This window comes from Gymnodinialimonas ulvae (genome assembly GCF_037543845.1).
Taxonomy (GTDB): Bacteria; Pseudomonadota; Alphaproteobacteria; order Rhodobacterales; family Rhodobacteraceae; genus Gymnodinialimonas; species Gymnodinialimonas ulvae.
On record NZ_JBBIFX010000001.1, the window covers coordinates 1,238,757 to 1,257,648 of the forward strand.

An 18,892-nucleotide genomic window follows, 5' to 3' on the forward strand; every position below is an offset into this window, starting at 1 on the left:
GGCGCCGGACGGCGCCTGGCACTGGCCATATATTGCCTGTCCCGATCGTTTTTCTGCCGGAACACAAGAAAGAATGCCGGAAAAGGGCGGCGCAATCGCGGTGGCTGTGCGGTCATTCGGCGGTGAAGGAATGGAAACAATCTGCCGCAATTGAGGCAAATTTTAGATGAATGCGTTTGGAATGTGGCCGGGCGCTCGGACCGGCGCGCCCTCAATCAGGGGCGTGGATCCCCGCAACCTGTGCTTTCGCCCCTTGCAGGACCCACGCGTGCTCGGACGCGATGAAAAACATCGAAAACCCGTAATCCCGCAACGCATGTGCGCGTGCGGCGTCGGTCACAAAGGTCACATGGCCCTTGCCATGGGCCCGTGTCGCGGCGGCGGTTTTGCCCATCGCTGCGTGCAAATCGGGATTGTCCAACGTGTCATGACCATAGGCCACGGTGAGATCCGCGGGCCCGACGAACAACCCGTCGATCCCGTCAACGGCGGCGATCGCATCGGCGGCTTCGACGCCTTCGGGCTCTTCGATTTGGGCGAGGACGACTGTTTCGGCGGCACTTTGGGCGAGGATCTCGGGCATGGGCCGGGTGGCGTAGCCCGCCCACCGGGTCGATCCCGCATAGCCGCGTCCGCCATGTCCGAAGCGGGCGGCACGCGCGATGTCTTCGGCCAGTTCAGACGAAGCCACATGCGGCACCACCACGCCGCACGCCCCGTCATCCAGTGCGCGCGCGATGTTTTCGGGTGCAGCTGACGGCACCCGGACCAGAACCGGAAAATCCGCCGCGCGCGACAGGGCCATGCAGGCGGAGATGCTGCCGCGGTCGAACGGCGCGTGTTCGCAATCCAGACAGACGAAATCGAGCCCTGAGAGGAGCAGAACCTCAAGCATATCAACGCTTGGCGTCTTCATGAAGGTCCCCGCCAGTTGGGCACCGCCAGTCACTTTGCCGCGAAATTCTGAGATCGACATGGACGCGCGCCTCTCGCTGTGGATGCCACGGCACACTGGCCTGGCTTGCCTCCAAACACTGGCGAGAGGCTTCCACAAAGGCAACCAACAAGTGCCACGTCGGACGCGGTGGACCCGTGGCTTACTGTGCGGGCGGGTCCGCCTGCGCCATCATCTTTTCCAGGGCCGCACCGGTGTCTTCGGGTGTGCCTGGCTGAGGCTGAGCGGCGGTCGGTGCGGGGGCCATCTGCGCAGCAACGGGCTGGCTCTGGGCCGGTTGCCCGGCCTGGGCGACGCGCGCCTCCATCGACATCGCGGCCAGATCACCCGAACCGGGCGATCTTGCGCTTGGCGGACCCGGAGCGGGCGGCGCTGCACGCAGGCCTGCCTCGGCCCCCGGTGTCTCCGCCAGCCCGTTCGGGTCGGCCAAACGCACCGCGCGGCGTCCGCCGATCTGGCCCAACTTGCCGCGCGCGAAAACATGGCCACCTTCACTCTCCAACGTTACCGCACTCAAATCGGCGCGGTCAAACGGGATCAGGTCGCCGTCCTGCAACGCTTCGACCTTTGCCAGCGGCATATCCACCCGCATCAATACGGCATTCAACGCCAGCGGCGCGGGGCCCAGTGCCGCCAGCATATCGGCCTTCCAACTGTCCGGGCGTGGTGGTTTTGCCTCGGGCCGCTTACCGTTTTTCCGCCCCAGGGCCGGATCGGTCGGCAACAGGATCATCAGCTTGCCGGTCTTCAACCCAGCCGCGGTCACATTGGCCTGCAACAGGTGATAGCCGCGGGCGGGCAAGAGAAGGTTGATCTGACTGCGGTCCTTGATCCGGCTGCCGTAACGCATCCGCTCCGGCCAACTGCGCCCGTTGATCCCGTTGCCCTCAAACGCCAAAGCGCCGTACATCAGGTCAATGAAATCGGCACAAAGCGCCTCGTCGATGCGCGTGACCGCGCGTGGCGGGCCCTGTCCCTCTTCCACGCGGCCAGTGGTCTGCACCTCGATCAGCGCGTCGACCAACGTATGTTCCAACGCCAAAAGACCGCGCCGCCCTTCCATATCTTCGGTGGCCGCGATCAGCCCGTGATCGGGAAAGGCGTCAATGGCGGCCTGCAGATTGGTGTCCAGCCCGATATCGATCCCATCAAGGCTGATCCCGAACCCTTCCATCGGGGCGCCTGCGCGCCGTACGGCACGGCTCAGCGCCACGTCCAGCTGCGCTGACAATTCCTCGGGCCGCATCCCCACACCGGAATGCGCCGCAATTTTGCGGGCCAGGACAGGGCGCGTGTCAGGGGCGGACATCTCGAAATAAGGCCTTCTGGCTTGGGAAAACGGCGCGTGCGCGTTGATCTGCCACAAAAGCCGTTAACGAAGCCCTTACGCTCTATGTTTTTCCGCTTACGCCACTTACGCCACCCAAGCCACCCAAGCCACTCAAACCACTCACGCCGCGCGCGATGCCCGCGCCGGCAAACGCACCCGGAAGGTCGCGCCGCCCGGGCGCGGCACGTAGTGTAAATCGCCGTCGAGCCTGGCCATGATCTCCCGGCTGATGGCCAGGCCAAGCCCCGCCCCAGGTGCCCCCCGTGCGGTATCAAGCCGTGCGAATTTCTCAAAGATCAGAGCCTCTTGCCGGGTCGAGATGCCGCTGCCGTTGTCAGAGAATTCCACCACGACGCCCTGCGCATCCGCCACAACCGCGATCACCAGTTCTGGCGCCTGCGCGTCGCAATACTTGCGCGCGTTCGAGATCAGGTTGATGAACACTTGTGCCAGCCGGTCACTGTCGGTCCACAGCGCCACCGCCTCGCGGGCGCGGTCGCGTTTGATCACGATGCCGCCCCCCGCCTCGGCCCCGGCCGCATTGGTCGCGCGGTCCAGCACATCGGCCAAATTCGCCTCCCCCAGGTTCAACGTCACGCGCCCGTTTTCCAAGACGCTGAGGTCCAGCAAATCATCCAGCAGTCGTGTGAGACGCAGACTTTCGTCGTGGATGATCCGCGAAAACCGCGTGCGCGCGGCGTCATCGACCTTGTCGGCCTGCATCAAGATCTCGGAAAACGACCGGATCGACGTCATCGGCGTGCGCAACTCGTGGCTGATCTGGCTCAGGAAATCGTCCTTTTGCACCGACAATTCGGTCAGCTTGGCGTTCACCTCGCGCAGGCGGCCTGCGGTCTGAGCCAGCTCTTCGGATTTGGCTTCAAGCTGGCTGGAATATTCCATGATCTGCGCGGTTTCATCGGCCACCGCCAGCAGATCGCGCACACTGACACTGGCCGCACCGGTGATCTGCGCCACCATCGCATGCGCCGTCGCCACCCCGACCGAGCCCGCCAATTCGCGCTCCAGCCGTTCAAGGAAATCCGGGGTCGGTTCGGGCAATTGCCCATCGCGCCCCTGCGCGCGGGCGGTGTCGCGGAACAATTGGATGGCGCGGTCATCACCCATGATCCGCTGCGCCATGATACGCAGATCGTCCGATGCACCGACTGCCCCGGTCCACCCCCTAACGGCCCGTGAATGATCGAACACGTTGACGAATTGCGCGCCCTGCAATCGTTCCAGCGGGCTGGGAAAGCTCAGAAGCGAGCCCAGGATGAACAACGTCGTGTTGACCCCAAGCGACAGCACCATGGCCGTCATCAACGGATCTCCCGACTGAAGCCCAAGCGGCGTCGCGGGCGCGAGCCAGCCGATGCCAAAAGGACCCTCCGACAGGACCACGGGCATCAGGCCGCCGGTCTCCGCGACGTTGGGCAACAACAACAGCCACATCCAGATCAAGAGCCCCGCGCCGATCCCCAGCGCCGCCCCAAGCCGCGTGGCCCCGCGCCACAGGATGCCGCCGACCAGCGCCGGAAGGATCTGCGCCACGCCCAGAAACGAGATCAACCCGATGGAGGCCAGCGCCGCCGTGCCCCCCGACAGCCGATAATAGACCCAGCCAAGCGCCAGGATCGCCGCAATCGTTAGCCGCCGCGCGGTCAGGGCCACCTTGCGCATATCTTGGCTCATCGCCACGCGTGAGTTCGACGAATGCAGCCACAGCGGCACGATGATATGGTTCGACACCATCGTCGACAGGGCCAGCGCCGCGACGATCACCATGGAGGTGGCTGCGGAAAATCCACCCAGAAACACCAACAATGCCAACCAATCCTGCCCAAGGCTCAGCGGCACGGTCAAAACGTAAAGATCGGGGTTGTCGCCTGTGCCCGGCAAGCTCATTCCCGCCACCGCAATCGGCACTACGAAGAGCGAGATCACCATCAGGTACAATGGAAAGGCCCACCCTGCCGTCGCCAGGTGCCGCTCGTCCGAGTTCTCGACCACCATCACCTGGAACATCCGCGGCAGGCACAGGATCGCCGCCCCCGCCAAAACCGTCAGACCCAACCATCGCGCGCCGTTGACCGGCGTGTCGGCCACCGGTGAGGCCTCGATCCGCGCCAGCATATCCCCTGGCCCGTCCGCCACGCCCCAGACGACGAAAATCCCGACCGCGACGATTGCGGTCAGCTTCACGATGGCTTCCGCCGCGATTGCGCTGACAAGACCGGGGTGGCGTTCGTTGAGATCCAGCGATCGGGTGCCGAAGACAATCGTGAAAAGCGCCAGCCCCGCCGCAACCCAAAGCGCCGTATTGACCGTGTCGCCCGCGTCGGTGAACACCGAGAACGACAGGGCAACCGATTGTAATTGAAGTGCAATGTAGGGTGTCGTCCCCAGCACCGCCAGCAATGTGACAAGCACCGCAAGCCCGCCGGATTTGCCATAGCGGCTGGAGATCATATCCGCGATCGACGTCACTCGCTGCGCGCGCCCGATCCGCACCATTTTCCGCAAGAGCCAGAACCAGCCCACGAAGACCAGCGTCGGCCCGAGATAGATTGTCAGGTATTCCAATCCCGACCGCGCCGCCGAGCCGACCGCGCCGTAAAACGTCCAGGCGGTGGCATAGATCGACAGGGACAGCGTGTAGGTAATCGGCGAGTTCAGCCACCGCACCTCGCCCCGCTTCGCCGCGCGTTCGGCCCAGAACGCCACACCGAAAAGCACCAAGACATATAGGATACAGATCGTGACGAGGCCGTTGAAACTCAACATCTCAGCCGTCCCCGGGGCGCCCCGAACCGGCGGGGGTGTCGTCCACGCCCTGGACGCGGCTCGGTTCGTCCACGCCCTGGACGCGGCTCACATCGTCCACGCCATGAACGCGGCTCACATCGTCCAGCCCCTGCATACGGCTCAAAGCACGGCTGACCAGCGCGGTGAGCACGATCAGGCCCATCCAGATGGCGAAATAATAGACGAGCGTCGCCGACAGATTGACCGGCTCCGAGCCCGAACCCCGGATGAAAATCGGGCCGAAGATCAACACAAGACCCAGCACCGGCAACAACCGCGCAGCGTCTTGCAATCGGTTCAACCGATAGGTCCGCCGTTCCAGAAACAGCTGCCGGGCCATCCGTCAGCCCCGTCCCGCTGCCGCCTGCGGCATCATGCGATCGGGGGCGATCTCTTTGACAACGCTCAGCAATTCGTCGTTTGAGAATGGCTTGGTCAGAAACGCATTGGCGCCCAAAGCCTGCGCCTGATCGCGGTCCTGCGCCTGCCCCTTGGCGGTCAGCATCACAACCGGAAGATCACGTGTCTCGGGTGCGGCCCGGAGCCCGCGCAGGATATCGAAGCCCGAGCATCCCGGCAGCATCACGTCCAGCACCAGCACATCTGGGTTGAGCCGGGCGACCTCGGCCAGCGCGCTGTCGCCCTTGCCATGCCCCCGCACATCCCAACCCGCCCGGCTCAGGATAAAGGTCAGCGCCTCAAGGATATTGGTCTCGTCCTCGATGATGAGGATCGTGCCAGGTCCCGTGTCGGGCGATAGGTGTTCTTGTATCATGCCCAGTCCTCCGCCACGGGGCGGCTTCGGGGGAATGGTCGTTCACCCGCGCCTGATGTTCCAACATTGCCCAAAACGCGGGCAACACGCAACAATTTTGCGTCAAACCGCGGGCGCGCCTGCGCGACGGGCCGAACAGGCCGCGCGGGAACAGGTCTCGCACCCCGGCCCTGCGGCGATCAACGCAAGGCTGCGCGCGCGCGGGCGCGCCTGCATGATCAACATCACGCCTTGCACATGGGCGGCCGCCCCGAAATCCGCGCCATCGTGGATGTCTGCCACCGCCCATACGTGAAACCGCGCACCGTGCGGCATCTCGATCTCGGCCTCCTCGGCCTGTCCCGGGCGCGACAACGCGCGGTAAAGCGGCCACAGCGGGCACCCCGCCACCACCCGCGGCAGCGCAAAGCCCGACAATCGCCGCCGGTGCACCATCGCGCCCGCAGCATCGCAAATCGCCAGCCCAACAGGCGGCGCGCCGCACTCCATCGGAAGGTTCGCCATCCGCCGCAGCACCGGGGCCACGCCAACACCCATCCGCGCCACCAGGGCGACCGGATCAAACCCGACCTCTTGCGCGGCGCGGGTGAAGGGCGCAAGCGGTAACAGCTTGGCATCACGCGCATAATCCGCCAGCCGCGCCGCCCCCATCGCGCGCGCCTTCGGATGATCCATACCCGGCGCACGGTCCAGAACCGCCTCTATCGCACCCTCCCCACCGGCCTCGATCTGCGCAAACAGATGGCCCGCCGCCTCGAACATCGCCTCGACAGTTTCCGCAGGTGATCCGACATCCGCGTCGGGGGCCTCGAACTGCGCCAGAAGGCCCGTGGCCTGGGTCGACAGACGCTCCGCCTCCTCGTGCAGGTTGCGGTGAAACCGTCCGCGCCAAGCCGGGTCCAGGTCGGTCTCGCGCACCAGAATGTCGGCCGTGGACCGGATCGCCGCGACCGACGAGAGCACATCATGCATCGCCTCCGACAGGACCGGATCATGGGTCAACCGGTCGCGCAGCGCCTCGACCTGCGCATCAAGCCGTTGCACCCGCCGTTCCTGCGCCGCGATCAGCGCGGTCCAGCCAGGAAACCGTGCTGCCAATTCGTCGATCCGCTCGCTTTCCGGGCCCAGATCGCCCTGCGCCCGCGCCGCCGCATCCAACAGCGCGCTGACCTCCGCATCCGCCCCTTCCGTAAGCGCCGAGGGATCGACAACCAGAACCCGGGCGATCTCCAGCAAAAGCTTGCCGCCGATCCGCCGGTGGTTGTGTTCGATCAGGTTCAGATACGAGGGGGAAACCCCGACAGCTTCCGCCAAAGCCGCTTGTTTCAACCCGCGCGCCAGCCGCTGCTCGCGGATCCGGCTGCCGGTGATTTCCGACGGGGCGCTGGCGTTCGCCGTCTCTTTCATGGCGTTTTTCATGGGCAACCTTTACCATCTTTACAAGAAATTTACACGCTGAATTTCGCCGTGCCGTTCACCTCTTAATATTCTGATTTATAGCAACTTTGCCGCACTTTTGGCGCCGCGTTCATGGCTTGTTAAGGCGTGCGTATTATATGATGTCCGTGGGGCACTCTGAACGCATTGCGTTTGAGGAGAGCGAGAATGGACATTACAAACACACCGTCACGTGTGGAATTGGCGGTCTCCCCCGCGCGGGCCGACATCCGCACCAACGCCGGAAGTATGACCGGGCGGGCCGAAACCAAGAACCCCGTGACGGCCACCGACAAGACCGAAAGCACGGGTGCCGCCCGCCAACACGAAACCGCGTCGCAAAACCCCGGCCAAAGTGCCCGCGCGGTCAAACCTCTTGATGTCTTTCAAGTTGGCGATAACGACGATATCCCGCCACCGCCGGAACCGCCCCGGCATCCGCTGGCCATGCTTGCCATGGCCCCGCCGGATCCGGCGACCGAGGGTGACATTCTTGAGGTCGACAGCGACGCGGACGCGGCCGCACGCCAGGCCGACGCGACGATCGAAGGGCCGGACGGGGCCACGGGTGACACCCAGACGTCACAGACAAAGGTCCAGCCTTCGCCACCTGCCCCGGACCCGGCTGCGGCGGCACCGGAGTTCTACCAATCCGGCGCGCCCGAGCCGATCAATCGCACCGTCGATATCCGCCGCTGATCCGCTGCCCATCCCGTGCAGGAAAGAAAACGGCCCCGCGCAGAAGATCCGCCCGGGGCCGCTCGAAACTTTGGTCTACGCCATCATTCCGCCAGCGCGGCATCCGTGATCACGTGGGTGAAGGCACCCTCGGGCTCCGCCGAGATCACCGGGTCCGACCCGCCACCCAGAAGCGTATCAACCGTCCGCTGATAGGCCTCTTCATCCAGACGACCATCGCCGCCCTCCACAAGCAGCGCGATCTCGCCCATCATGCGCAACTGATGCTCCTCAGTCTGCGCACCGGTCTCGTCGTAATCCAGCACGATCATCGCCGCATCGTCGGGATTCTCTGCGGCCCAGGCCCACCCCTGCATCGAGGCACGCACAAACCGCGTCATCTTGTCGACAAACTCCGGATCCTCAAGGTTCTCCTCAAGCGCCCAGATGCCGTCTTCCAGCGTCGCAACCCCCTGATCTTCATAGCGGAACGTCACCAACTCTTCGGGCGTCACGCCCGCGTCGATCACCTGCCAATATTCGTTGTAGGTCATCGTCGACATGCAATCGGCCTGCCGCTGGATCAGCGGATCGACGTTAAAGCCCGCCTGCAAAAGCGTGACCCCATCGTCCCCGCCTTCAACACCGATGCCAAGCTGCGACATCCACGACAGGAACGGATATTCATTGCCGAAGAACCAATGCGCCACGGTCTTGCCCGCCAAATCTGCAGGTTCCACCACGCCGCTGTCGGCCCAACACGTCAGCATCAGGCCCGAGCGCACAAACGGCTGCGCGATGTTGACGACCGGAAGCCCACCTTCGCGCGCCGCCAGCGCCGAGGGCATCCAGTTCAACATCACATCGGCGCCGCCACCGGCCAGAACCTGCGGCGGGGCGATGTCCGGCCCGCCAGGGATGATGTTCACCGCCAGCCCTTCTTCCTCGTAATAGCCGTTCTCAAGCGCCACGTAATAGCCCGCGAATTGCGCCTGCGTGACCCATTGCAGCTGTAGGTTCACCTCATCGAGATGCCCATCCGCCCAGGCCATACCGCCCGAAGCCAGAAGTGCTGCCCCCGCAAATGTCAGTTTTTTCATCGTGTTTTTCCTCCAGGTTGGTCTTCTTGTTGGTCTTTGTGCCGGCCCCGCATCACCGTTGCGATGGGTGCCAGAAGGTCAATCGCCGCTCCAGAAGCGTCATCACTCCATAAAACCCCGTCCCAGCCAGCGCCGCCACCGTGATCGAGGCCCAGACCACGTCCATGGACAACCGCCCGACCTCGATCTTGATCCGAAACCCCATGCCCACGGTGGGGGAGCCGAAAAATTCCGCAACAATCGCCCCGATAAGCGCAAGCGTTGTGCAGATTTTCAACCCGTTGAACAGGAACGGCAAGGCCGTCGGCAGGCGCAGTTTCACCAGGCTCTGCCAATAAGACGCGGCATAGGTGTGCATCAGATCACGCTGCATCTTGTCGCTGGCCTTGAGCCCTTCGACCGCATTCACCAGCATCGGAAAGAACACCATCGCCACGACAACGGCGGCCTTCGACGCGGGCCCAAACCCAAGCCACATCACGAAAATCGGCGCTGTCCCCACGATGGGCAACGCCGCCAGGAACGCGCCCACCGGCAACAGCCCCTTCTGCAAAAATGGCGAGCGGTCGACGGCCAATGCCACTAAAAGCGCCGCCCCGCACCCGATCACATAGCCCACCAACGCACCGCGCAGGATCGTCTGCACGAAATCCGCCCACAGGATGTCTGTGTTCGCCGCAAACGCCGCCGCAATGGCACTTGGCGCGGGCAGGATCACGGGGCTGATCTCGTAGAGGCGGACGGTCATTTCCCACAAAACCAGCAGAGTTGCCCCGAAGATTAACGGCACCAGAACCCGCGCTCCCGGCACGCCGCGCGCGAGCGCGGCATTGAGGCACCAGGCCCCGAACCACACCGCCACGATGGCCGCAAGCCGTACATCATGGAGCATCGCGGCCGCCAGAAGCACGACACCCAATCCGTGCCAGATCACGCGTGCGTCAATCGCCATGGTCGCGCTCCCCGCCCTTCTTTGCTTCGAAAATCCCCCCGCCGGAGGCGTCCGTACCGCGCCACATGCTCATGCGCTCAACCCCATGCGTCGGAGCGTGCCACGCTCGATCAAACTTAAAACCGCCACCAAAACCGCCGCACAGATCGCCGCCATGAACAGCGCGCTCCAGATCTGGATCGTCTGACCGTAATAGCTCCCGGTCAGCAATCGCGCGCCCAATCCGAACCGCGCGCCGGTGGGCAATTCCGCCACGATGGTCCCCACCAACGCCGCCGCGATCCCCACTTTTAGCGAGGCGAACAGGAATGGCACCGATGCGGGCAGGCGCAGTTTGAACAACGTCGCCGTCCGGCCCGCCGAATAGGTCCGCAGGAGGTCCAGGTCCATCGCGCTGGGGCTGCGCATCCCCTTCACCATGCCCACGACCACCGGGAAGAACGACAAATACGCCGAAATCAATGACTTCGGCACCATCCCCGTGAGCCCCACCGCGTTCAGCACCACGATCACGATCGGCGCCACCGCGAGGATTGGGATCGTCTGCGACGCAATCGCCCAAGGCATCACGCTGAGGTCCATCGCCCGGTTATGCACGATCCCGATGGCGAGCATCAGCCCCGCCAAAGACCCGATCAAAAACCCCAACATCGTCGGCGCAAGGGTCTGATACGCATGGAAAAACAGGCTTCGTGGATTGGGGCGCAACTCGCCGCGCCGCTCCCGGAACATCTCTTCGCCCGCGGTCGTGTTCCACAGCTCCACCGCCACCTGATGTGGCGCGGGCAGCCGGGGTCGCTCTTGCGCCATCGTGTCGGCGAACACCTCTGCCGTGCTCAACGCCACCCCCCGCCGCTCGGCGGTGTCCAGTGTAATCGACCGGTTCATCAAATACGCACCCGCGTACCAGATCGCCACGATCACAGCGACCACGGTCAGAACCGGCAAAACCGCGCCCGCAATCCGCCGCATCGCCATGCAGAACGCGCAGGGCGCGACCTCGTTCTGGTCCAGCGCTACACTCATGCCGCCTCACTCATAGGCATGTCCTTCGCGCAGCCCCTCGCGCACCCGATGCGCCAGCGCCAGAAACTCGGGCGTGTCGCGGATATCGAGCGGACGTTCGCGCGGCAGATCGCTTTCGATCACATCCGTGATCCGCCCCGGACGCGGGCTCATCACGACGATCTTCGTGCTCAGGTAGACGGCTTCGGGGATCGAATGCGTCACGAACCCGATCGTCTTCTCCGTCCGAGCCCAGAGCTTCAGAAGCTCCTCGTTCAGGCGGTCCCGTACGATCTCATCGAGCGCGCCGAACGGCTCGTCCATCAGCAGGATATCGGCGTCGAACGCGAGCGCCCGCGCAATCGACGCGCGCTGCTGCATCCCACCGCTGAGTTGCCAAGGGAATTTCTTCCCAAACCCTTCCAGATCAACGAGTTGCAAGACGTGGTTCACGCGATCCTGCTGGTCCTTCGCTGAATATCCCATGATCTCCAACGGCAGCTTGATGTTCTTCTCAATCGTCCGCCACGGGTAGAGGCCGGCGGCTTGAAACACATACCCATAAGCGCGCGCTTTGCGGGCCTCATCTGGGGTCATCCCGTTCACGGTGACCTGCCCGCCCGTGGGCTGCTCCAACGCGGCTATCACCCGCAAAAACGTCGTCTTCCCACAACCCGAGGGGCCGATGAACGACACGAAGTCGCCCTTCTCGATGTTGAGGTCCACATCCTTCAACGCATGGACCGGGCCATCGTTCGTCTGAAACGTCAGGTTCAGGGCTTGGGCGGAGATTACGGTCACGCAACGGTTTCCAATCTTGCTATTTCAATCAGCGTTAAAACGACCGCTCCAAAACCTAAAAGAACAAGCAAAACCAGTATCATGGCAGCTATTTGCGACAACCAGATCGCGCTGCCTTTCTCATTCATGAGTCGATTTATGAAGAAGTAGACGAGTTTCGACGCGAAGAAGTCGTAGTTTAGCATTGCGATGCACACCACCATATAAAAAGCGAAGGCTGAGAAAGCCGAAGCCGACAAAAGCAATGACACAAGAGTTGCTCTGTAGAACAGGTCATGGTCAGGCCAGCCTGCAACTCGTTCAGCGAATAGCGCCGAGCAGACTATCGCAAGAGTAACAAAGACCAAAAACCGGATATGAAATGCCAGATAATCAGACCACAACTTTGCTCTTTCGAATGACTGGCGCGGTTGCTCAAATAGTTCTTCCACCCGCTTCAAAGTATCTTCCGCTTGGTTAGACACCAATAACTCAAACCCCCGCCGGAATATTCAGCGGATCGCGCTCGATCTTGCGGGGCGTGTTCAGCGCCTTCCACTTGCTCAAAGCTTGCGTCGGGCTCGCCGCAGGGGGCCGCTTCACAAACCGCCCGCGCCCGGGCTGCGGCTGGCTGTTCTGCCCCGCCGCCCAGACCACGTCCCCACGCGACAGCGTGTACCGGGGCGAGGCGCTGACCTCCATCCCCTCGAACACGTTGTAATCAAGGATAGATTTCGCCGTCGCCGTCGAGATCGTCCGCCCCAGTTTCGGGTCCCAGACCACCACATCGGCGTCGCCGCCCACGTTGATGCCGCCCTTCATCGGGTAAATGTTGAGGATCTTGGCGATGTTGCTCGACGTCACCGCCACAAACTCCTCCGGCGTCAAACGCCCCGTCTCGACCCCACGGGTCCAGAGCATCGCCATCCGCTCCTCAAGCCCGCCGGTCCCGTTGGGGATCATCGCGAAATTGTCCACACCCATGCGCTTTTGCTCGTCCGTGAAGGCCGCGTGGTCCGTCGCCACAACCTGCAACGATCCGGCTGCCAGCCCATTCCACAACCCGTCCTGATGGTCCTTGGACCGGAACGGCGGCGACATCACGCGGCGCGCGGCATATTGCCAATCCTTGTTGAAATACTCGCTCTCATCCAGCGTCAGGTGCTGGATCAACGGCTCGCCATAGACGCGCATCCCCTTTTGGCGCGCGCGCCGGATCGCCTCATGGGCCTGCTCACAAGACACGTGCACGATGTACAAAGGTGTGCCCGCCGCGTCGGCAATCATGATCGCGCGGTTCGCCGCCTCACCCTCAACCTCGGGCGGGCGGCTATACGCGTGCCCCTCCGGCCCGAAGACCCCTTCGGCGAGATATTTCTGCTGCAACTCCTGCACGATGTCGCCGTTCTCGGCATGGACCAGCGGCAGCGCGCCTAGCTCGGCGCAGCGCTTGAACGAGGCGAACATCTCGTCGTCCTCGATCATCAACGCGCCTTTATAGGCCATGAAGTGCTTGAACGTGTTGATGCCGCGCTTTTTAACAACGGCCTCCATCTCATTGAAAATGCTCTCGTTCCAGCCGGTGATCGCCATGTGGTACGAGATATCGACGCAGATCTGATCCTTTGACTTCGCGTCCCAGGCATCAATCGCGTTGAGCAGGCTGCCGTCCTCGCCCGGCAGGCAGAAATCGACCAACATGGTGGTCCCGCCCGCCGCCGCCGCAAAGGTCCCGGTCTCGAACGTTTCCGCCGCCGTCGTGCCCATGAAGGGCATCTCCAGGTGGGTATGCGGGTCGATGCCGCCGGGGATCACATAGGCGTCGGAGGCGTCGATCACCTCATCGCCGTTCAGGTTCTCGCCAATCTCGGCGATCTTCTCGCCCTCGATCAGCACATCCGCCACCCATTGACGGTCAGCGGTCACGATCGTGCCGCCCTTGATCACCTTGCTCATCTGGTCCCCCTCGTGTGTTAAACCCTTACGCTGTCACGCAAATCATCCTCTGGTCCCGCGTCATCAATGGGATGTAGGTGCTTTCGACCGGCCCGCGATGCAGATACCAATAACACCCGTCGGCCTCCAACCGGACCGAACTCGTATCCTGCCCCGGCCCGACAAGCGCCAGGACCTCTTCGGGAAGGCCTTCCTCGAACTGCCCCTCCGGCGTCGTCGCCACGCATCCCGCCAGCGCGATACTTGCGCCAAGCGCCAGCCAAATTCTTGATATCATTCCATAATCTCCGCCGTTTCCACGACCGCATGGAACAAGACATCCGTGCCGGCCGTTGCCCATTCCGGGCTGATTTCCTCGGCCTCGTTATGGCTCAAGCCGTCCACGCAAGGACACATCACCATCGCCGTCGGGGCCACATCATTGATCCAGCACGCATCGTGCCCTGCCCCGGATACGATATCCATATGCGAATATCCAAGCCTTTCAGCCGCTTGGCGGAGGCTCGTGACACATTTGTCATCAAACGCCGGCGGGTCGAACTGCCCCACGATCTCGGCCTCGAACGACACCCCGATCTCCTCGCAAAGCGTCGGCGCACGCGCCATCAAATCGTCAACCATCGCGTTCAGTTTATCCAACAGATGCGTGCGCATATCGACCGTGAACACGACCTTTCCCGGAATGATGTTGCGGCTATTGGGATAGACATCCACATGCCCGATCGCACCCACCGCACCCGGCTGGTTCTTCATTGCGATCTCATGGACCAACTCGGTGATCAACGCCAAACCACGCCCCGCATTCCTGCGCATGTGCATCGGCGTCGATCCGGTGTGACTTTCCTTGCCGGTGATGGTGCATTCGATCCAGCGCAGGCCCTGCCCATGGGTGACGATGCCGATATCGACGCCTTCCGCCTCCAAAATCGGCCCCTGCTCGATATGAAGCTCGAAGAACGCGTGCATGCGTCGCGTTCCGACCTTTTCCGTGCCCTTCCAGCCGATCCGCTCCAACTCGTCGCCGAACCGCTTGCCGTCGGCATCCACCTTGTCGAGCGCCCAGTCGAGCGTGTGCTTGCCCGCGAACACGCCCGAGGCCAGCATCGCCGGCGCGTACCGCGTGCCTTCCTCATTGGTCCAGTTCGTGACCACAATCGGGTGCTTGGTTTTGATCCCTAAGTCATTGAGTGTGCGTATGATTTCCAGCCCGCCAAGAACCCCCAGAACGCCGTCATATTTTCCGCCCGTGGGCTGGGTATCCAGGTGTGAGCCCACATAAACCGGCAGCGCGTCGGGGTCCGTCCCCTCACGCCGCGCGAACATGTTGCCGATCTCATCGACCCCCATGGTGCAGCCCGCTGCCTCGCACCAGGACTGGAACAGCGCGCGCCCTTCCGCATCCTCATCAGTCAGCGTCTGGCGGTTGTTGCCGCCCGCGACACCGGGGCCGATCTTGGCCATTTCCATCAGCGAGTCCCACAGGCGCTCACCATTGATTTTCATGTTTTCGCCGGGGGCTGGCATCTTTCGTCTCCGTTTGCGGTGGCGGACTACGCGCGTAATCCCGGCCGGAAAAAGCGCGTTTTCCGGTTGCGTTCAATGCAGCTGTTTCAACACATCACTCAACGTCCCAAACAACTGATCTATCTCGCTTTTCGAGATGATCAGCGGCGGCGACATCGCGATGATGTCGCCCGTAGTTCGGATCAGAACGCCCTTGTCGTAGCACTCCAGAAACGCCTGGAACGCGCGTTTCGTCGGCTCGCCCGCAATCGGCTCCAACTCCACCGCCCCGATCAGGCCCATGTTGCGGATGTCGATCACATGGGGCAGGCCGCGCAAGCTGTGCAGCCCCTCCTCCCAATAGGGCGCAAGCTCCGCCGCGCGCTCGAACAACCCGTCCTCCTTGTAGGTCTCCAGCGTCGCAATCCCGGCTGCCGAGGCAATCGGATTGCCCGAATAGGTATAGCCGTGGAACAACTCGATCAGATGCTCCGGCCCCTGCATGAACGCGTCGTGAATGGCCCCCGTGGCCAAGACCGCGCCCATCGGAATAACCCCATTCGTCAACCCCTTGGCGCAGGTGATCAGGTCCGGCATCACGTTGAAATGCGCCGCCGCGAAGCTGCTGCCAAGCCGCCCGAACCCGGTGATCACCTCGTCAAAGATCAGCAAGATCCCGTGTTTCGTGCAGATCTCGCGCAGCCGTTCCAGATAGCCTCTCGGCGGCATCAAAACCCCCGTCGAGCCCGCCATCGGCTCCACGATACAGGCCGCAATCGTCTCGGCCCCGTGGAGCGCCACGATCCGCTCCAACTCCTCGGCCAGGTGCGCGCCATGCTCGGGCTGGCCGCGCACGAAACTATTTTCGTCCGGTAAATGCGTGTGCGGCAGGTGATCCACACCCGTCAACAATGACCCGAAAACCTTACGATTGTTCACGATCCCGCCAACGGAAATTCCGCCGAAATTCACCCCGTGATAGCCGCGCTCGCGCCCGATCAAACGGGTCCGTGACCCCTGCCCGATGGCGCGTTGATAGGCGATGGCGATTTTTAGGGCCGTCTCGACCGACTCGCTGCCGGAATTGGTGTAGAACACATGCTCCATCGGGTCGGGCGCCATGTCGCGCAGCCGGTTGGCCAGCTCGAACGCCTTGGGATGGCCCATCTGGAAGGCCGGCGCGTAATCCATCTCGGCGACTTGTTTCTGGATTGCCTCCACGATCCGCGGCTGGTTGTGGCCCGCGTTGCAGCACCAAAGCCCCGCCGTGCCATCCAGCACATCGCGCCCATCGGCGGTCCTGTAATGCATCTTGTCCGCACCCACGAACATGCGCGGGGTCTGCTTGAATTGCCGGTTCGCCGTGAACGGCATCCAGAAGGCGGAAAGGTCGTTGGGAACCGGATTGCTGCGGTCAAGTGCCATGGCTGTCTCCCCATCGCCCGGTGGCCCGGTGGCCGGATGCCTGGCGATCTGATGGCCGAATGGTCGGCTTCATTTTCTTTTTGACCATTTGGTCAAGGACACGCTAGCAAATGCCTTGAGCCAGTCAACGGAAACGATACCACGATACGTTCAACTGAACGCATATTTTCAAGGAAACCCGTTCAGATGCATGGATATGCAATTTGGAAAACGGGATTTGCCCGCAGATCGGGCACAAAATGGACAGGCCCATGAGCAGCGAAAAACCCCGTACCCGCATTCAGGAAAAGAACCGCGCCCTGGCGTTGGAAGCCGCGTTGGAGGTGTTTTCAAGGCAGGGGTTTCGCGGTGCCACGCTGGATGAAATCGCGCGCGAGGCGGGGCTGTCAAAGCCCAATCTGCTGTATTATTTCGCTTCCAAGGACGAGATCCATGTGACACTTCTCGAAGGCCTCGTCGACACCTGGCTCGCCCCTCTGCGCGAGATGGATGCCGAAGGCGACCCGCGCGAGGAATTACTCGCCTATGTCCATCGCAAGCTTCAGATGAGCCGGGATTATCCAAGAGAATCAAGGCTTTTCGCGCAAGAGGTCGTGCAAGGCGCGCCCCGCATCGGTGCTGGTTTGTCCACCGATCTCAAAGCCCTGGTCGATGAAAAAGCCGCCGTGATCCGCGCTTGGTCACGGGCCGGAAAGATCGCCGATGTCGATCCGCATCACCTGATTTTCTCCATCTGGTCCCTCACGCAGCATTACGCCGATTTCGACGTGCAGGTCCGCGCCGTTCTTGGGCCCGGGCGCGACCCGGTGGCCGAGGCCGAGGGGTTCCTCGACACGCTTTTCCGCCGCCTGCTCGCGCCCTGATCGCGGCCGCGCCGGTCTATTCCGCCGCCTTCACCGCGCCCGGGTTGTTGGGATGCGTCGTCCAGTTCGCATAGTCCGGCGACACCACATTCCCCGTCCGCTCGTCCGTCGCGCCCGCGTCCAGCTCTTCCATGGTGATGCACCCCTCGACCGGACACACGTTCACGCACAGATTGCAGGCCACGCATTCCGCGTCGATCACTTCGAACACGCGATCCTCGCTCATGGAAATCGCCTGATGCGACGTGTCCTCACAAGCCGCATAGCAGCGCCCGCACTTGATGCAATCGTCCTGCGAAATCCTTGCTTTTGTTACATAGTTCAGGTTCAGATATTGCCAATCCGTCACATTCGGAACGGCCTTTCCGACCAGATCCTCAAGTCCTATATCCTTCTCATCGAGGTATTGCGACAGGCCGGAAATCATCTCGGACACGATCTTGAAACCATAGGTCATCGCCGCCGTGCAGACCTGCACATTGCCCGCGCCAAGCGCCATGAACTCCGCCGCATCGCGCCAGGTCGTGACCCCGCCGATGCCCGAAATCGGCAGGCCGTGTGTCTCGGGATTGCGCGCAATCTCGGACACCATCGACATCGCAATCGGCTTGACTGCCGGGCCGCAATAGCCCCCGTGGCTGCCCTTCCCGTCAATCGACGGCTCGGGCGACATCGTGTCGAGGTTCACCGACGTGATCGAGTTAATGGTGTTGATCAATGACACCGCGTCCGCCCCGCCGCGCTTGGCCGCTTCGGCCGGTTTGCGCACGTCTGTGATGTTCGGCGTCAGCTTCACGATCACGGGCTTGGAGTAATACTGCTTGCACCAGCGCGTGACCATTTCGATGTATTCGGGCACCTGCCCCACGGCCGCGCCCATGCCGCGTTCGGACATCCCGTGCGGGCAGCCGAAATTCAACTCGATCCCGTCCGCGCCCGTGTCCTCGACCAGCGGCAGGATCGCCTTCCACGCCTCTTCCTCGCACGGCACCATGATCGACACGATCATCGCGCGATCCGGATAATCGGCCTTCACGCGCTTGATCTCTTCCAAGTTCGTGTAAAGGTCGCGATCGGTAATAAGTTCAATGTTGTTAAGGCCCAACAGCCGCCGGTCCGCCCCGTAAATCGCGCCGTACCGCGGCCCGTTCACATTCACCACCGGCAGCCCTTCGGCCCCCAGCGTCTTCCAGACGACGCCGCCCCACCCGGCCTCGAACGCGCGGCGGACGTTGTATTCCTTGTCCGTCGGCGGCGCCGAGGCGAGCCAGAACGGATTCGGCGATTTGATCCCGAGGAAATTGCTTGAAAGGTCTGCCATCTGT

The 18,892-nt window shown here is 62.7% G+C and carries 18 protein-coding genes; 2 read left to right on the forward strand and 16 right to left on the reverse strand.

The window, feature by feature from the left end; translation table 11 throughout:
• Positions 1–211: 211 nt before the first annotated feature.
• From V8J83_RS05910 to V8J83_RS05935, 6 genes are all read right to left on the reverse strand, one after another.
• Positions 212–976 (reverse strand): HpcH/HpaI aldolase family protein, encoded by a 765-nt coding sequence (locus V8J83_RS05910; protein ID WP_339984435.1) that lies wholly within the window; start codon positions 974–976, stop codon positions 212–214.
• A 121-nt stretch (positions 977–1,097) separates the two neighbouring features.
• A complete protein-coding gene (locus tag V8J83_RS05915; RefSeq protein WP_339984437.1) occupies positions 1,098–2,264 on the reverse strand; it encodes a FliM/FliN family flagellar motor switch protein in 1,167 nt (388 codons plus the stop codon).
• A gap of 141 nt (positions 2,265–2,405) precedes the next feature.
• A complete protein-coding gene (locus V8J83_RS05920; RefSeq protein WP_339984439.1) occupies positions 2,406–5,072 on the reverse strand; it encodes an ATP-binding protein in 2,667 nt (888 codons plus the stop codon).
• 1 nt (position 5,073) lies between these two features.
• Positions 5,074–5,433 carry a hypothetical protein gene (locus tag V8J83_RS05925; protein ID WP_339984441.1) on the reverse strand — a complete coding sequence of 120 codons (360 nt, stop codon included), beginning with the start codon at positions 5,431–5,433 and terminating at the stop codon, positions 5,074–5,076.
• Positions 5,434–5,436: 3 nt separating this feature from the next.
• Positions 5,437–5,868, reverse strand: coding sequence for a response regulator transcription factor (locus V8J83_RS05930; RefSeq protein WP_339984443.1), 432 nt, complete (start codon positions 5,866–5,868; stop codon positions 5,437–5,439).
• Between the two features lie 102 nt (positions 5,869–5,970).
• Positions 5,971–7,275 carry a short-chain fatty acyl-CoA regulator family protein gene (locus V8J83_RS05935; RefSeq protein ID WP_339984445.1) on the reverse strand — a complete coding sequence of 435 codons (1,305 nt, stop codon included), beginning with the start codon at positions 7,273–7,275 and terminating at the stop codon, positions 5,971–5,973.
• Positions 7,276–7,473: 198 nt separating this feature from the next.
• Between V8J83_RS05935 and V8J83_RS05940 the strand changes: the two genes are divergently transcribed.
• Positions 7,474–8,004 (forward strand): hypothetical protein, encoded by a 531-nt coding sequence (locus V8J83_RS05940; protein ID WP_339984447.1) that lies wholly within the window; start codon positions 7,474–7,476, stop codon positions 8,002–8,004.
• 83 nt (positions 8,005–8,087) lie between these two features.
• Here the strand turns inward: V8J83_RS05940 and V8J83_RS05945 are convergent, their stop codons facing one another.
• The 9 genes from V8J83_RS05945 to aptA form a co-directional block, all read right to left on the reverse strand.
• Positions 8,088–9,083, reverse strand: a complete 996-nt coding sequence (locus V8J83_RS05945; protein ID WP_339984449.1) for an ABC transporter substrate-binding protein — start codon at positions 9,081–9,083, stop codon at positions 8,088–8,090.
• Between the two features lie 52 nt (positions 9,084–9,135).
• On the reverse strand, positions 9,136–9,975 hold the full coding sequence (locus V8J83_RS05950; RefSeq protein WP_339986006.1) for an ABC transporter permease: 840 nt from the start codon (positions 9,973–9,975) through the stop codon (positions 9,136–9,138).
• Positions 9,976–10,104: 129 nt separating this feature from the next.
• Positions 10,105–11,007 carry an ABC transporter permease gene (locus tag V8J83_RS05955; protein WP_339986008.1) on the reverse strand — a complete coding sequence of 301 codons (903 nt, stop codon included), beginning with the start codon at positions 11,005–11,007 and terminating at the stop codon, positions 10,105–10,107.
• 60 nt (positions 11,008–11,067) lie between these two features.
• A complete protein-coding gene (locus V8J83_RS05960) occupies positions 11,068–11,841 on the reverse strand; it encodes an ABC transporter ATP-binding protein (protein ID WP_339984451.1) in 774 nt (257 codons plus the stop codon).
• A complete protein-coding gene (locus V8J83_RS05965) occupies positions 11,838–12,305 on the reverse strand; it encodes a hypothetical protein (RefSeq protein ID WP_339984453.1) in 468 nt (155 codons plus the stop codon). Before V8J83_RS05965 ends, V8J83_RS05960 begins: the two co-directional genes overlap by 4 nt.
• A gap of 7 nt (positions 12,306–12,312) precedes the next feature.
• Positions 12,313–13,776 carry a dihydropyrimidinase gene (gene hydA, locus V8J83_RS05970; RefSeq protein ID WP_339984456.1) on the reverse strand — a complete coding sequence of 488 codons (1,464 nt, stop codon included), beginning with the start codon at positions 13,774–13,776 and terminating at the stop codon, positions 12,313–12,315.
• 25 nt (positions 13,777–13,801) lie between these two features.
• Positions 13,802–14,053, reverse strand: a complete 252-nt coding sequence (locus V8J83_RS05975) for a hypothetical protein (protein WP_339984458.1) — start codon at positions 14,051–14,053, stop codon at positions 13,802–13,804.
• The gene (locus V8J83_RS05980; protein WP_339984460.1) at positions 14,050–15,300 is read right to left on the reverse strand and encodes a Zn-dependent hydrolase; all 1,251 of its coding nucleotides are present in this window, start codon (positions 15,298–15,300) and stop codon (positions 14,050–14,052) included. The genes V8J83_RS05975 and V8J83_RS05980 overlap by 4 nt, the downstream gene beginning before the upstream one ends.
• A gap of 72 nt (positions 15,301–15,372) precedes the next feature.
• Positions 15,373–16,704, reverse strand: a complete 1,332-nt coding sequence (gene aptA / locus V8J83_RS05985) for an omega-aminotransferase AptA (RefSeq protein ID WP_339984462.1) — start codon at positions 16,702–16,704, stop codon at positions 15,373–15,375.
• 251 nt (positions 16,705–16,955) lie between these two features.
• On the opposite strand from aptA, the gene V8J83_RS05990 reads away from it, so the two are divergent.
• Positions 16,956–17,567 carry a TetR family transcriptional regulator C-terminal domain-containing protein gene (locus V8J83_RS05990; RefSeq protein ID WP_339984464.1) on the forward strand — a complete coding sequence of 204 codons (612 nt, stop codon included), beginning with the start codon at positions 16,956–16,958 and terminating at the stop codon, positions 17,565–17,567.
• Between the two features lie 16 nt (positions 17,568–17,583).
• On the opposite strand, the gene preA is transcribed toward V8J83_RS05990, so the two are convergent.
• Positions 17,584–18,888 carry an NAD-dependent dihydropyrimidine dehydrogenase subunit PreA gene (preA, locus tag V8J83_RS05995; protein ID WP_339984466.1) on the reverse strand — a complete coding sequence of 435 codons (1,305 nt, stop codon included), beginning with the start codon at positions 18,886–18,888 and terminating at the stop codon, positions 17,584–17,586.
• Positions 18,889–18,892: the final 4 nt, after the last annotated feature.